Here is a 14,578-nt window from a genome sequence, read left to right on the forward strand (position 1 = left end):
CAAGTAGCGGTCACCGTGGAACGGTCCACCAAGTCGTAGCATCTCACAGCACTCCCACCGACCAGAGCCGCCAATCTATATCAAAAAGGCACCCAGCCATCACGGTTGGATGCCACACTTCAATTTACTGTTGCATTAACGCTGACTCCACACTACTCAAATCCACGCCCTGACTCGATGATAGCTTCTGGGCTTGCTGGTACACGCCGTACCAATTACCCTTGGCCACCTCAGACCGTACCCCGTCGAGGGCGCTAGTACTGTACACTGCGTTCGCCGCAGCGCTGGCCTGCGTGCTGTTCATACCCTTGCTTTCCAGCAGTGACGTCATCGACGATTCACTCTTGGCCGCCTGCATCACGGCCGATACCTTGGTGTCCTTAATGGTGCTCTCCACCTGATCGATTGCGCCATCGACCGTGCTGTTACCCGTCTTGGCGGACTCCAGCTTGCTGACCACAGCACTCTTCACGGCCTTATCAGCCACCGTATCGTTGCCGCCCGAAGCGGTCCGTACCGCGTTGTTCAGGGGTGTGAAAAAGACGACTCCCAGCACAATCACGAGGACGATAATGCCCAGAATTGCGGCTACCCAGCGCCCCGGGTGGTGCCGCTTCTTGGCCTGCCCTTGAATCACACCACTGCGGCGTCCCACGCTTCGGCTCCGTTGCTGCTCCTGTTTACGTTGCATTCTACCCATCGCTGTGAGCACCTCCTGTACATACTTACGCAGTATTATACCCGATATCGACCCGCGTCACCCAACCCGCGTGACAATCCACACGGATACTTTATAATTGCACAACAAAACGACCGCCAACGCAGCTTTGCACTGCATTGGCGGTCGTTCGCATCAACATGATATTTTAGTTGCGGTTCTCGTCATCCTCGTCGTCATCCGTTAACTTACTGCGATCGTAAGTTAAGTGAATGGCCGCCGGAATCAGAATTGGAATAATGAGTACCAGGATAATCAGCCCAATGATAACCGCCAGTGCGACCTGAATCAAAGTCAGCACGCCAGACGGCATCAGTGCGGCGAACGTACCACCCAGGATAATGGCTGCCGAGATAACCACGGCACCAATCACACCTGAGGCCCGTACAATGTTCACGCTCGGCCGTCCCCCATTATCGCCGAATTCACGATACTTCATCATCAGAAAGATACTGTAGTCAACACCCAGAGCAATGAGCATAACGAAGGCGAAGAACGGCGTGTTCCACGTCAGCATCTTTTCACCCAGGAACGCCCCACTGACCCAACGCGTGATGCTGAGGGAAGTGAAGTACGCCAGAATCAGCGTGCCCAGAATGTAAACTGGCTGGAGAATCGAACGGGTGATGAACATCAGTGCCAAGCCGATACCAACAAGCATGATGACTGCAGTCCGGATAAAGTCTTCGGACGCAATATCGTGGGTGTCCGCCGTGGTGGCCGTCTGCCCGCCAATCGCAACGGTTGCACCGTCGAGATCCGTGCCCTTAAGCTCATTCTGAACTTCCTTCTGGATGGCTTTGACCTCAGTCATCGCCTTCGCGGAACTAGGGTTGTAGCCGAGCACGATGGTCATCCGTGTCGTGTGCTTGTCGGACGACATGTACTGCTTGATAGCCGGCTTGAACGTTGAACTGTGCAAAGTCTTGGTTGGAATGTAGAACTCGTCCGCCGCCGCAGACTGCCGTAAGCCCATCAGGTAGCTGTTCGACTGGGCAACACCCTTACTGATGGTGTTCAACCCGTCGCTTGCGCTACCCAGGCCACTTTGCAACTGCTGCATCTGACCCACAACGCCCTGGAGGCTCGTGTACATGGTCTTCTGACCGGAGTTAACCTGCAACAAGCCGCTCGTCAGTGCCGGAACGCTGTTGTTCAGCGTGGTTGCGCCATTAGCCAGCGTGGTCGTACCACTAGCCAAAGTCGTAGCGCCACTGGCCAGCGTGCCCGTACCAGCTGCCAACGTGTTCGCGCCGGTAGTCAGCGATGACGCACCGTTTGCGAGGGTGGTGGCACCGGAAGCCAGGCTATTGGTACCTGCTTGCAGCTGCTTCAAGGCAGCCTGTAACTGGCTGATGGAAGACGTCAGTTGACCCAGCTTACCCGACATAGCGGTTAGGCCAGAAGCGGAGTCCATTAAAGCATTGGCGTCCTTCAGCATACTTGGTAGCTGCGCCATCTCGGATTGTAACGAGTTCAGCTGCTCTTCGCTAGGCATCTTGGCCGCGATGGTCTTGATGGCGTCGATTTGATCAGCCGTTGGCATCGACAGCGAACCGAACTGCTGGCTGACGCCTTGCAAGGTACTCAAGTTACTCGATAAATTAGTGTTGCTGGTCGTAGCGGCCGCCTTAATCTTCTCAGCAGCGGCTTTGGATGCTGCCGAAGCGGTATCGTCGTCAATGATGCTTTGCGCCGCGGAAATCATCTGCGCGTTAGCCATCTCGGACTTGAAGTCGTTACCCGCCACGCCCGTCAAACTGGTCTTGACGGAGCTAACGGTAGTGCTCAAATCGCCCATACCGTTGAGCTCTTGCATCAACCCATCAATTTGTGATCGGTAAGTGGACAGCGCCTCAATGGCTGGCTGCAACTGCTGGGCCTCGCTCACTAAACTTGACGCCCCAGCCAGTTCGGACTTCACGCTGTTCATCTGGTTGGCGAGCTCACCAATCTGGGTTTGTGCGGTGGCTAACTGGCTCATACTGGAAGCACTCTGTGCCAACTGCGAGTTAATTTGACCCACACCGTTATTCACGGTGTTCGCCCCACTGGCTAAGTTGCTGGCACCACTCGACAGCGACGACGCGCCGCTGGCCAGGGTCTGGGTCCCACTATTAACCGTCTGGGCGCCACTGGCTAAGCTATTGGCCCCACTGGAGAGTGTGGTAGCACCGCTAGCCAGCGACTTGGTCCCACTTTGCAAAGTGTTGCTGCCGTCGATTAACTTGTTGGTTCCGGCAATCAGTTGCGTAACCCCGTCCAGACCGGACTGCATGTTGCTAGCCGCAATCTGGTTTTTGGCGGAGAGCAGGCCGCTGTTGATGGTACCCAAGCCCTTATTGACCTGCTTGGAACCCTTAGTCACGGTCTTCAACTGGTTCTTGGCGTACAAAGCGCTGACCTTCGACCCACCTGGTTGGGTGGCCGACGCAACGGTTTTCACGCCGTCTTTGTCCTGAATTTTCCGCGTCACGCGGTCAATAATCTTGAGGTACTTCTCCTGGTCGAGCTTCTTGTTGCCATCCGTGATGTACAACGTTGAAGGCTCAGCCGTACCCTTGGAGAAGTGATCCTGAACCACAAAGAAACCCTTCTTGGCCGGTAAACTGTCGCTTAGTTCGGCCAACGTGTCGTAATTCAGGTTGTTGTTGTAGGTGAATAGGAATGGTAACGACACCAAACCAACCAGCAGGATACCTAGGATTGGCCGTAACACCGCATTTTTGGACAGGAAGTTCCAAAGCTTGCTCCGACTCCCACCATCAAAGTTCTTGGTTGGCCAGAACATCTTTTTGCCCATGGTTGCCATGAAGAACGGGTTCAAAGTCAGGAGAACCGCTAGCAGCACCGCAACACCCACGGCCACACCGACAGCGGACTGGTAAATGGAGAACTTAGCCAGTGCGAGCGCGGTGAACCCAATCAAGATGGACGATCCACTGAAGAGGATGGTGTGCCCGGCAATCCGCCGCGCTTTACGGGTAGCGTCAATCGCCGACAGTCCCCCGGATAGTTCCTCCTTAAACTGATCGTACATCAGAATGTTGTAGTCAGTACCTACCCCAAAGAGGACGACGACCATAAACACCTGCGTGAATGACGACAGCGGGAAGCCTAGGTACTTGACCAGGTTCATGACCACGCTCAAAGAAGCCAGCATGGCCACGCCCACAGTACCCAAGGAAACTAGCGGCACGATTGGCGAACGGAATACCAGCACCAACACCACAAAGATGAAGATGGCCGCTATTACTTCGGTCTTCTTGAGTCCGTCTTCAGTCGACTTCTGGAAGTTATCATTCAGAATGTCGCTACCCGTGACGTAGGTTTTCACACCCGCAGTCTTGGCCGCCTTGTTAACGGCCGCTGCCTGCGCACGGACACCCTGAGACTTGGACATGTTCAACTGTAGTAATTCCGTGGTTTTATCCTTGGAAATCAGTTGTGCCCTAGCCTGAGCGTTATCCTGCGCGGATAGCATTGACTTAATATTGTAATGGTCCTTGTGGTCGCGCAGCTTATCAATAGTAGAATTGATGCTCCGCTTCTGCGTAGTAGTTAGCTTATCGTTGCCGTTGCTAAAGACTACGACCACTTGACGAGTATTATTTTCGCCATGCCCCCACTTGTTATGCAAAGTATCGGCAATCTGACTCTGAGCAGTGCTCGGAATCTTGGTTTGACCATACTTTGTGACCAGTGCTGAGGTATCCGGCATAAATAATACCGCCGCCAATACGACCACAATCCATGCGATTAATGCACCGACATGACGTTCAGCAAAATTCTTCATTTACAAAATCTCCCCAGGTACTTTCAGTAATTTTCGAGCTATACATTGTCCCATTTTAGTCACGTAAAATTCACGCGCAACCCACTATTTCGGCCCATGTGGTTTAAGCCGCACATGAGGCAAAATTGGTCATTAACTCCTACTGCTATGTGTAAAAAGATAACCAGCTCCAGACCATTGTCCGATTATCAGCAATTAAACTCTTTGATGAAAGTCAATTTAAGTATGCTTGTTATACATAAATATAGAATAACAAAGCGCATGACAGGCCACAACCAACTAGTTTGTTGAGGGGCTGCGCCCATTTACTACGTACCGCCAACCAAATAACAGTAGTCCGTTGACCGCTACCCTATTCTGAGATTTATTAATCTACTGTAGGATTTCGATAATTTCAGTCCATCGCCCGAGCCCGACATCTACATTTACCGTTAAACTGGGGTTAGTTATTAAGCCTAGGAGAGGAGTCGCGAATGATGAAGAGGAAACTGATGCTCATATTACCCTTAATTGCCTTTGTCCTCATTCTGGGTGCCGGGGGCCAACAACATACCAACTCAACTGAAGCTAGCACAGATAGCGGCTACCACCGGCCAACACTCCTCATCCATGGCTTCCACGCGGGCGAACGCACATATGATCACTTCATCGACCTGGCCGAACAGAAACACAAAGCACAGTACGCCCTGACCGCCGTAATTAACGGTGAGCGCATTAATTATTACGGCGACTGGACCCGTACCATGAGCCACCCGCTCATCAAGGTCGTTTTCGCCAACAATCGTGCGTCATGGGACCGTAACGCTACGTGGCTCAACCACTTACTCGATCAGCTACGCAACCGGTACCATGTACACAGCTTTGACGCCATCGCCCATTCGCGGGGTACGCTCGACCTACTAACGGCGTATAGCCACAGCCAACCGCTCCAACTGCGGCGGGCGGTTCTGGTTGCGGGCCCCTACGACGGTGCTTACCGTCGGGACGACTTCCCACACGCGAACCGTATCCTCAGTAACGGTAAGCCCCTTATCAAGCACCCTGAGTACCGTGAGTTGGTCCGCAACGCCCAGTTCTTCCCAGATGGCGTGCACGTTCTGAACATCATGGGTGACAGTCACTGGCACGGGACGAATAGTGATGGCAAAGTAGCGAATGTCTCCAGCGAGGCGCTGTGGCCAGCCATGGGTCCACGGTTCAGTAGTTACCGCGAGATGACCGTGTATGGTCACGATGCTAGCCACCACCTGATTATTCGGCGTAACCACCGGGTGATGGATGCCGCCATGCGGTTCCTGTGGCACGAATCCTAATGAGGTATTTCCCGGGAAATAATTGCCAACGGGATTGTGACAGAAGCCTTTAGCACACGAACGATAAATCGTGGTCGCGCGCCAAAAGGCAGCTCCATAACATACGAGACGGCATCAGCAGAAATCCTAAGTTCGGGATTTCCACTGATGCCGTCTTGTATATCGGGAGCTAACCGCCTTTTTACAGCCCCAATTATTTTTTTACTCGTCATTACTACATAAAGTAGGCGCCGCTACCCGGATTATCACGGTTAGCCAAAACATACGGCAGTACGTTAGCCAGATCACCTACACCCTGATTGTCCTGCTTGAGGATGTGCTCAATACTAATAGCCTGCTGACAAAGCTTTGTCCCTGCATCCACGTCATCATGGATGATGCGGTACCAACCCCGGCAAAATAGCAACAGGTTGGCCATGTTCAGGTTGTGTTCAGTTTGTAAATCCTGTTCCGCACGGTCCAGCGCTTCCCGCGCCCACTGAAACTGCCGGGCGTTAATAAAATCGGTAAACGCTCCGAACAACATCCAAAAGCGCATTGTTGAAACAGAGTTAAACCCCTTGTCCATCCGCGAACGTTTAAGTGCAAGTGGTAGTAACTCATGCTCCGTCTCGTTATCAATCCCCGTATGTAACAAGCCAAAAAAATATAACTCAAAGTAGCCCCACCGCTCGACATGCCGCAGATAACTAACAAATGGCCGCACCAAGTCGTTTAGTTCGCCGCTCAATCGTCCCAGTCCCACTTGATCCGGATGCCTGCCCTGCTGGTAATGGCGCCGATTGGCCAACAGCGTCAACTCGTAGAAGCGTAACACCAGTGCGGAAAAGCGTTCCCGGTGGGTCGGTGTATGGTCAAGTGGGTGTTCCCACAACTCAATCTCCGCTTGTAACGTGGCGATTTCGTCATCCGTCACCTCACGCGTAGTCATATCGCCCAATTCTGACACCCGGTGCTCGAAGTTGACGTCAATCTGGCTATTAAAATCATGCTCACCGCGCGGATTCATCACTGCATGGCCGTCTGCTAACGCCTTACGGAATAAAAATTCTTCCATTGAGGTATCAATCCGATTCAACAAGTGTAAAAACCGTGACAAACCAATGTCGCTTATTCCCCGCTCAAACTTACTAATGGTTGCCACTGAGTTTTGCTCATCCGCAACCTGTGCCAACGTAATGCGGTGGTTGCGCCGCATCGCCCGAAACAGTTCACCGTTTTCCACTCCCGCCACCTCTTTTTTCGAATAGTATAATTATCGCGCATCCTCACTGTACTCCACCGATAATGTGGGTACAAGCAAAGGAAGGTGACTGCCATGCACGAATACCGAACCAACCGAGGTTTCCGCACCATCACCAACGCTACCGTACTCAGTAGTATCGGTGACAGTCTGTACAACATTGTCTTTATTATTTACGCGGCGAGCCTGCCGTTCAGCAGCTTGGCAGTGTCCTTGGCGTCAATGGCCGGATTGGTGCCCACCCTCCTGGGTATCATCACCGGCTACTGGGCTGACAACACCCCACGCAAAGTCGGGTGGATTATGCGCGTACGCTATACTCAGGCCGCCCTCTTCGTGCTACTAGCAGTTGCTATTAGCCACACGGCATCCGTGGGCCTGTTTCTCCTGCTGCTACTTATTAACATCGTTTCTGACACCATTGGGCAATACGGTAACGGGCTCACCATCCCCCTATTTAAGCGTCTGGTGCCCACGACCGCCCTGAATAGTGCCTTTGGCTTCAATACAGCCGCAACGGAAACCGTCCAAATGATTTTCCAGGCCGTGGGTGCGAGCGTGATCGTCATCCTCAACCACAACTACGTCCTCTTCGGCCTCATTAACGCCGCAACCTTCGTCTGCAGCGCCGTCGTCTTCCACCACGCCCATGCAACCCTGAGCAAAGTTGATCACGACTGGCAACACGTTGGCCCCCGACCACGACTACGTACCAGCCTCCTGAGTGTCTGGCAGCTACTGCAACGTAACCACTTCCTACTATCCATTATCCTGCTATCCATCCCCGCCAACATTCTGGCCAGTTACGTCACTGCGCTCATCAACCTCACGCTACTCCACCGGCGGACGCTCTGGCTGGGTAACTTTGGCACAACCGTGGCGGTGGTGAACATCCTGTTTTCACTAGGCATTGTTTTGGGTTCGCTCCTAATGGAGGATATCTTTCGCCGCTACCGCACCCTGTCCATCTTTGCCCTCGCTATGGGGTGCATGGCCGCGCTGGGCGGCATTATGAGCTGGCAACACAGCAACGTGGTGATGATGCTACTCGCCATCTTTGCCATGGCGTACACCATCGCAAAAATCAACCCGCGGCTGTCCGCCATTACCATGACCCTCGTCCCCGAATCGCAACTAGCCGCCATGAGCGGCGTGGACACCACCGCCAGCATGATTGGTGTGCCCATCGGCCAGGGGCTCTTCCTCACGATTGCTAACCTCATTAACACAACCACCGCATGGATTGCCTACGCCGTGGTGGCCGCCATACTGGTCGTGGTGACGCTGGCGGTACGGGTGCGGCTCACCGAACCGGCCGTCGGCGATGAACAGGCCCCAGCAGCCTAGCCACGCAATTAACTGCTTTTACTGGGCAAAGGCGTTTTGAACGTTGCTTCCCGCGGCGGCTTAAACTAGTATAGATAAATAGTTTATTTTCTGTAACTTCTATACTGAGAGGCATTTTCGTGAAAAATCGCAATCTTTTTGTTTGGAGCATCATCCTACTGGCAGTGAACATGCGGATCCCCATCACCGCAATCTCGTCACTCATCCCCGCTTTGCAAAAACAGCTCGGGTTATCGACCAGCGCTGCGGGCATGATTACCACCATCCCCATGTTGACGTTCGCGGTCGCGTCGCCGCTATTTCCGCGCCTAGCCCGACGCTTTGGCATTGAACGGGTAATTTTGTTCTTCACCGCGTTGCTATCACTCGGCATGGCCTTACGAATCCTGCCTAACGCCGCGGGGCTGTTTGCCGGTACCTTCCTCATCGGGTTGGGTATCGACAGCGCCAACGTACTCCTCCCCGCGTCCATCAAGGCCCACTACACCGGTGTCACCACGCGCGGGATGTCGTACTACACCACGACCATGATGGTTGCCGGTGCCCTTGCAACCGGTATCGTCGGTCTGTTTGTGGATAGCGCATCGCTTACGGCTATTCAGGTAGGATTGTTTGTAGTTTCACTGATTAGTCTGCTTGGATGGATCCCTGCCGCCACCGTTAAACTACCAAACGCCGAACCTGAGGTCAGTGAGGACGACGTACTGGCCGAGAGTAAGCGGTCCGTCTGGGGCACCAAAACCGGCTGGCTGATTACCATCTTCTTCTCGCTCCAGGCCATCATTTTCTACTCGCTACTTACATGGCTGTCGTCCGCCTATATCAGCTTTGGCATGACTGCTAGCCAAGCCAGCCTCCTCGTGACGGTTTTCCAGCTTTGCGGGATGCCCTTCTCGTTAATCGTACCGCTCGTGGCCAACACTAAATGGGGTGTGCAGAGCACAGCTGCAGTTATGGGTGGCGGCCTGATCATCGGGCTGGTGCTGACACTAGTGGCTGGCGCCAACTTTGGCCTCAGCATGATTGCCGCCATCATTATGGGGCTCGGCAATGGGGTTTCGTTCAACCTGGCCGTGGTGTTCTTCGCGCAGAAGTCGGCCAACCACCGCGAAACCGCCGCCGTTTCGGGGATGGCACAATCGGCCGGCTACCTCATTGCCGCCGTGGGCCCCGTGCTATTCGGTGTCGTGGGTAGCCACCTTGACTGGCACTTTGCCTTCATTCTGGCCGCAATCTTTGCCGGGATTATGTGGCTGACCGGAATTATCATTCACCACCAAAAAGGTATTTTTGCATAAATAGCGTTAATCCCCCGGGGCCTTGCGTGGCCCCGGGGGATTTTCAATGTCCACCTACAGCAGCGGTGCCGTATTTTAGTCGCCCGTCAAAAAGCACTATAATAAATTTGTCGTTGTTACAACGACAACATCCAACCCGTAGTTTAGGCGCTCTACGCCATCAATCGAAGGAGTGATTTCTTATGTCCACATCAATCAACACCATTTCCGGTCGCCACCGGCAAGCATTCGTGGCGACATTACTGACTGGCACCTTCACCATGTCCATCTCCCAGTCAGCTTTAAGTACCGCCTACCCCGCGTTCATGCGAAGTTTCCACCTCGGAGCCAGCACCGTCGCATGGCTGACAACGGGCTTCATGTTGGTGATGAGCCTGATGATTCCGGTGAGTCCTTGGTTGCTCAGCAACATGAAGTTTAAGCACCTGTTTCAGAGCGTCGTCGCCGTCTTTGCACTCGGCACCCTGCTCTGCATCTGGGCACCATCATTCCCCTTACTAATGACCGGCCGCCTGCTCGAGGCCGTCGCGGTCGGCATCATTTTCCCCAGCTACCAGACAGTAATGCTCACCATCACCCCGCAAGAGCGTCGGGGTGCGGTCATGGGTGTCGCTGGGCTGGTGATGGGGTCGGCCCTTGCTGTCGGCCCGATTATCTCCGGGGTTCTGCTGACCTGGTTCCCGTGGCGAGCGCTCTTCGCCCTGTTCTTCATCATCGCAGTTGCCGTCTTTGTCGTGTCGTTTATCACCATCAAAGACGTCATGCCACTGCAACCCAACCAGCTCGATTGGCTATCGGTTGTGCTTGCCGCTAGTTTTCCGGCCCTACTGTATGTGCTCAGCAGCGCCACTAACCAGGGGATGACTGCCACGTTAGGAATCATCACCGTATTGGGGTGCATGGGCGCAATTTGGTTTGTGCGTCGACAACTAAATCAGGAACGCCCCATCCTCCAACTGAGAGTTTTCGCTACCCGGTTGTTCACGCAGTCGGTGTTGATGACGGGCATTTCGTACATTGCCCTCATCGTGACCACCATCATCATGCCTTTGTACTTCCAAAACGTGCTGCACGTGAGCCCGCTGGTTTCAGGGTTATCGCTAGTGCCGGCGGCCGTGGGACTCAGCTTGCTGAACCCACGGGCGGGTAAAATGCTCGACCGCTTGGGGCCACGCAAAGTCGCGCTGACGGGGATGACGCTCATCGTTATCGGCTTTACCCTGATGACCCTGCTAGTCGGTCACCTGCCACTGTGGCTAGCCATCATCTGCGCAATGGTCACCGAAGCCGGCAATGCGTTCGTCATGATGCCTTCCGTAACAGCCGGGGCAAACGCCCTGCCCCGTGACCTCATCGCTGACGGCACCGCGGTCACCACCACCGTGCGTCAATTGCTGGGATCCTTAGGGGTGGCTGTGGCCACGATGATTCTACAAACCGTACAACAAGGTACTGGCTCGGCAGTGAGCGGTTTCCGCGCCACCTTTGCCAGCTTTGCTTTGGTGGGTGTCGTGGGCTGGTTGCTGGCCACGCGTCTACCGCGGGTGCAGGAGCGGGAATAGGTGATGTTTCATGCGAAACACCGTTTAGGCATCACCAGGTGCCGTTATATCAACGATTTGGAGGCGTTGCCGGAACCCGCGGCATACTCCGAACACACTTGCCTAGTTGCCGTCACAAGCGTGCTAAGACACTCAGCGGAATAACCGCAGCGCATTCAGGGCGAAAAATTGACCCGCCAAACCACTATTGCAATGGTTTGGCGGGTCAATTTTGTTGGCAATGAACTACACCCATCCACTAATTGTACTTCATTTCAAACATTAGCCGGTGCAAGCAGCACTAAATCAACCGGCCCTGCGTGTGGTCGACCTCGTGTTGAATAATCTGGGCAATCCATCCAGAGAAGTGTTGGTGTTGGGGACGCCACTGCGCATCCATGTAGTCAACGTCCACTTCACGGTATCGAGTGGTTGAACGTTCACCGTCTAAAGACAGGCACCCTTCCGTCGCGGTAAACGCCCCAGTTTCGTGGGATAACCACGGATTAACCATGGGCACCGCTACCGGTCCCATCTGCACCACAATAATGTTTTTGTTCACGCAAATCATGTTGGCCGCCATCCCCACACAACGGTCGCTATTCGCTGACAGTGTGTCCAGCAGGTCGGTGACTACCGGAGCGTCCGTGGTGGTCGCCGGTGCGGCTGGTTGGCTGAGTAAGACTTGGTCGTGATTAATGGTTCGTTCCATATGCTTTGCCCTCTACTTGACTTTTATTACCCGGGAAATATCCTGCAGTCAGTATATCTTACTCGTCCCGTTTCACAAAACGTCATCGTCACTGGCTCCCAGGTTGAACACACAGTAACTGTGTTGCCCCACGCAAAAGGGGCTAACCATCCAGTCAGCCCCCTTTACACGTTATTTTTTCTATTTGGCAGGAACTAGTGCAGTTCCTTCTCGGCCAATTCCTTCACTTGGTCGTCAGTGTAATCCATAATCGGCTTCATCTGCTCTTCAGTCTTGATGGTGTCGTGGTTGTTAGCCTCCATGTAGTGGTCCCACAATGCGTCACGCACCGCGTCCTCACTATCGCTCCAGTCAAAAACATCCTTCATCGGTGTGTCTAGCACCAAAGTCTTTTCAGCTTCTGCTGCCATGATCATTACCTCCATAATTTGTTTGACTTGCTACAACCACATTATAGGTCACCCACCTCAGAATGACACGCTCTATTAGCAATTAATTAAAAGTACATCGTGTTACCAAATTTATTAAATGGCCAAAGATGAACGCACAAGCGGCATCCTTCCCTATCCGTGACATCAATCTTGACACGTGTAACGCGTACCCCAAAAACTATTTACCCGTCCGCGCACCTACGATACAGTGTGGAGGAACAGAGCGGCACCAAAGACCGCTATATCAAGTGCATCTTTGCAAAACAACCATTAAAAAACCGCCGGCGTAGACCGGCGGGAAAGCAGGCACAGTATGTTTAAAATCATCACGGATTCCGCGTGCGACCTTCCGCGCGCCTCGTTTAAGCAACACGACGTCGACGTCGTCCCGCTACACGTACTCATCGGCGAGCAAGAAGTACACATCGCGACTGACGACGTTGCCGCCATGCAATCCTTTTACCACGAGCTTGCCAACGGCCGTACCGCCACCACCTCGCAAGTCAGCGTGGGCGAGTTTATCAACGCCTTTGAACCGTACGTCGTGGACAACATTCCCGTGTTCTACCTGGCCTTTGACAGTGCACTGAGCGGCACTTACGCGAGCGCCGTTCAGGCACAACAGGTGCTTCTAGAAGAGCATCCCCAGGCCCAGATTACCATCGCCGATTCGCGCGCTGCTAGTTGCGGCCTCGGCATGATGTTGCTTGATGTCATCGCGCAACGTGACGCTGGCTCTAGCCCTGAGGACCTCGCCGATTGGGTAGAGCAGCACCGCAATGAGTACCACCACGTCGTAACCATTGATAACTTACGGTACCTTGTGGCTGGCGGTCGGTTGAAGGCCAGCGCGGCCAAGATTGGCTCACTGCTCAACCTGCACCCCATTTTGGTGTTGCAGGAAGACGGCGCCATCGTGGTGAAGCAAAAGGTGCGCACGTTCAGCAAGTCGCTCCGTTTTCTGGCCCAACAGGCGGGTACTGCCCTAGCAGACGCCGACCAGCCAACGGTCATGGTTGTCAGCAGCGCGGAGCAAACCGTTACGGACCAGCTGGTCGAAGCCGTCCGCAAAGAGCTACCCACCGCGAAGATCACCGCCATGCCTGTGGGTACCGTTTTGGCCAGCCATACTGGTCCTGGCTGTTGCGCAGTTTTCTTCCGCTCCCCCGCGACTAACTAATTACTATCAGTAGCGCTACTGAGCAATACTGGCCGTCCCAATAGATAACCCTGTACCACGTCGTAGTTATACTTGTTTTGTATCTCCGTTAGTTCGGCTTTGGTTTCCACCCCCTCAATTGCCAGCATTTTGTGATCGCGTTGGGCTAAGTGGTACCAAAAATCTAGTTGGGGTTCGATAGAACGAATATTGTCGTACGGACGAAAGTCTTGGAATGCGAACTTATATTCATCCACCGAGCCATTCATGCTGAGCACCATCTGGGGAGTGTTCTGACCTGTGCCCACGTCATCGATACAAACTAAGAGCCCACGTTTGTGAAAAGCACATGCTGCGCGCACTAAAGATTCTGCACTGATGCCACTGGCTAGCCGCTCCGTAAGTTCAGTGAACAGGTTAATTTTAGTGTGGTCCTGAACGTCAGTCACCATATCCAAAAAAACCGGGTCGACAAATTGGTTTTGCTCGAGATTAAACGAGAGCATTTCGACGGACTGGTGCATCGTCAAAATCACGTCCGTTAATAGTTGGTGCAGGGTCTCGGCGGTGATGTCGTTAAAGTCGGTTGGCAATACCCACTGACCATTAACAAGCTGCCGTATAAACAGCTCATACCCAATGGGGCTCTGGCCGTGACCAACCCCAGCATATTTTGGTTGCCCAAAGAAACGGTACATACTGAACGCACCTCCCTGGCGACGAGTTATACACCCCGAACCTAAAACGACCCGCACATGACTTTCTCATGTACGGGTCGTATGCCCCAAACGGTGCGGGGGCTTGAGCATGTAACTTGTTCGCGTTAATGTTTCTACACGTTCATCATAGACCCAAAACGGTAAAAAGCCAACGCTTATACTGACCAAAAATGCAAATAATTGGCACTGGGCGTGGCGGTTCTGGCTGGCGGGGGCGCTGTGGCGTACTGCGACTTTGTGGACCGCTGCTAGTGGCTGGTCGTACTGGCGTGGTGGTTCCGGTTGAGTGGCTGGCCCCCGC

Annotated in this window: 11 protein-coding genes; 5 read left to right on the forward strand and 6 right to left on the reverse strand. The window is 53.6% G+C overall.

Annotated features, from left to right (window positions below; translation table 11 throughout):
* Nucleotides 1-124 precede the first annotated feature (124 nt).
* Nucleotides 125-700, reverse strand: coding sequence for a hypothetical protein (locus tag LPA02S_RS07490; protein ID WP_054648569.1), 576 nt, complete (start codon nucleotides 698-700; stop codon nucleotides 125-127).
* 166 nt (nucleotides 701-866) lie between these two features.
* Complete coding sequence (locus LPA02S_RS07495) at nucleotides 867-4,514, reverse strand: MMPL family transporter (RefSeq protein WP_054648567.1); 3,648 nt, start codon at nucleotides 4,512-4,514, stop codon at nucleotides 867-869.
* Between the two features lie 473 nt (nucleotides 4,515-4,987).
* On the opposite strand from LPA02S_RS07495, the gene LPA02S_RS07500 reads away from it, so the two are divergent.
* Complete coding sequence (locus tag LPA02S_RS07500) at nucleotides 4,988-5,827, forward strand: alpha/beta hydrolase (protein WP_156301962.1); 840 nt, start codon at nucleotides 4,988-4,990, stop codon at nucleotides 5,825-5,827.
* Nucleotides 5,828-6,041: 214 nt separating this feature from the next.
* Here LPA02S_RS07500 and LPA02S_RS07505 read toward each other — a convergent pair whose 3' ends face one another.
* The gene (locus LPA02S_RS07505; protein ID WP_056956499.1) at nucleotides 6,042-7,052 is read right to left on the reverse strand and encodes an Rgg/GadR/MutR family transcriptional regulator; all 1,011 of its coding nucleotides are present in this window, start codon (nucleotides 7,050-7,052) and stop codon (nucleotides 6,042-6,044) included.
* Between the two features lie 93 nt (nucleotides 7,053-7,145).
* Between LPA02S_RS07505 and LPA02S_RS07510 the strand changes: the two genes are divergently transcribed.
* From LPA02S_RS07510 to LPA02S_RS07520, 3 genes are all read left to right on the forward strand, one after another.
* Entirely contained in the window at nucleotides 7,146-8,417 is a 1,272-nt protein-coding gene (locus tag LPA02S_RS07510) for an MFS transporter (RefSeq protein WP_056956498.1), read from the forward strand.
* A gap of 119 nt (nucleotides 8,418-8,536) precedes the next feature.
* Nucleotides 8,537-9,715, forward strand: a complete 1,179-nt coding sequence (locus LPA02S_RS07515) for an MFS transporter (protein ID WP_054648557.1) — start codon at nucleotides 8,537-8,539, stop codon at nucleotides 9,713-9,715.
* A gap of 194 nt (nucleotides 9,716-9,909) precedes the next feature.
* Entirely contained in the window at nucleotides 9,910-11,277 is a 1,368-nt protein-coding gene (locus tag LPA02S_RS07520; RefSeq protein WP_056956505.1) for a DHA2 family efflux MFS transporter permease subunit, read from the forward strand.
* Nucleotides 11,278-11,557: 280 nt separating this feature from the next.
* On the opposite strand, the gene LPA02S_RS07525 is transcribed toward LPA02S_RS07520, so the two are convergent.
* Both LPA02S_RS07525 and LPA02S_RS07530 read right to left on the reverse strand, forming a co-directional pair.
* On the reverse strand, nucleotides 11,558-11,968 hold the full coding sequence (locus LPA02S_RS07525; RefSeq protein ID WP_054648555.1) for a peptide deformylase: 411 nt from the start codon (nucleotides 11,966-11,968) through the stop codon (nucleotides 11,558-11,560).
* 194 nt (nucleotides 11,969-12,162) lie between these two features.
* Entirely contained in the window at nucleotides 12,163-12,378 is a 216-nt protein-coding gene (locus LPA02S_RS07530; RefSeq protein WP_420835962.1) for a P8 family protein, read from the reverse strand.
* A gap of 334 nt (nucleotides 12,379-12,712) precedes the next feature.
* On the opposite strand from LPA02S_RS07530, the gene LPA02S_RS07535 reads away from it, so the two are divergent.
* Nucleotides 12,713-13,579 carry a DegV family protein gene (locus tag LPA02S_RS07535; protein ID WP_056956497.1) on the forward strand — a complete coding sequence of 289 codons (867 nt, stop codon included), beginning with the start codon at nucleotides 12,713-12,715 and terminating at the stop codon, nucleotides 13,577-13,579.
* Here LPA02S_RS07535 and LPA02S_RS07540 read toward each other — a convergent pair.
* Entirely contained in the window at nucleotides 13,576-14,256 is a 681-nt protein-coding gene (locus tag LPA02S_RS07540) for an EAL domain-containing protein (RefSeq protein WP_056956496.1), read from the reverse strand. The two genes, LPA02S_RS07535 and LPA02S_RS07540, sit on opposite strands and share 4 nt — an antisense overlap.
* Between the last annotated feature and the right edge of the window lie 322 nt (nucleotides 14,257-14,578).

The organism is Lacticaseibacillus pantheris DSM 15945 = JCM 12539 = NBRC 106106 (assembly GCF_001591865.1).
GTDB classification, from domain to species: domain Bacteria; phylum Bacillota; class Bacilli; order Lactobacillales; family Lactobacillaceae; genus Lacticaseibacillus; species Lacticaseibacillus pantheris.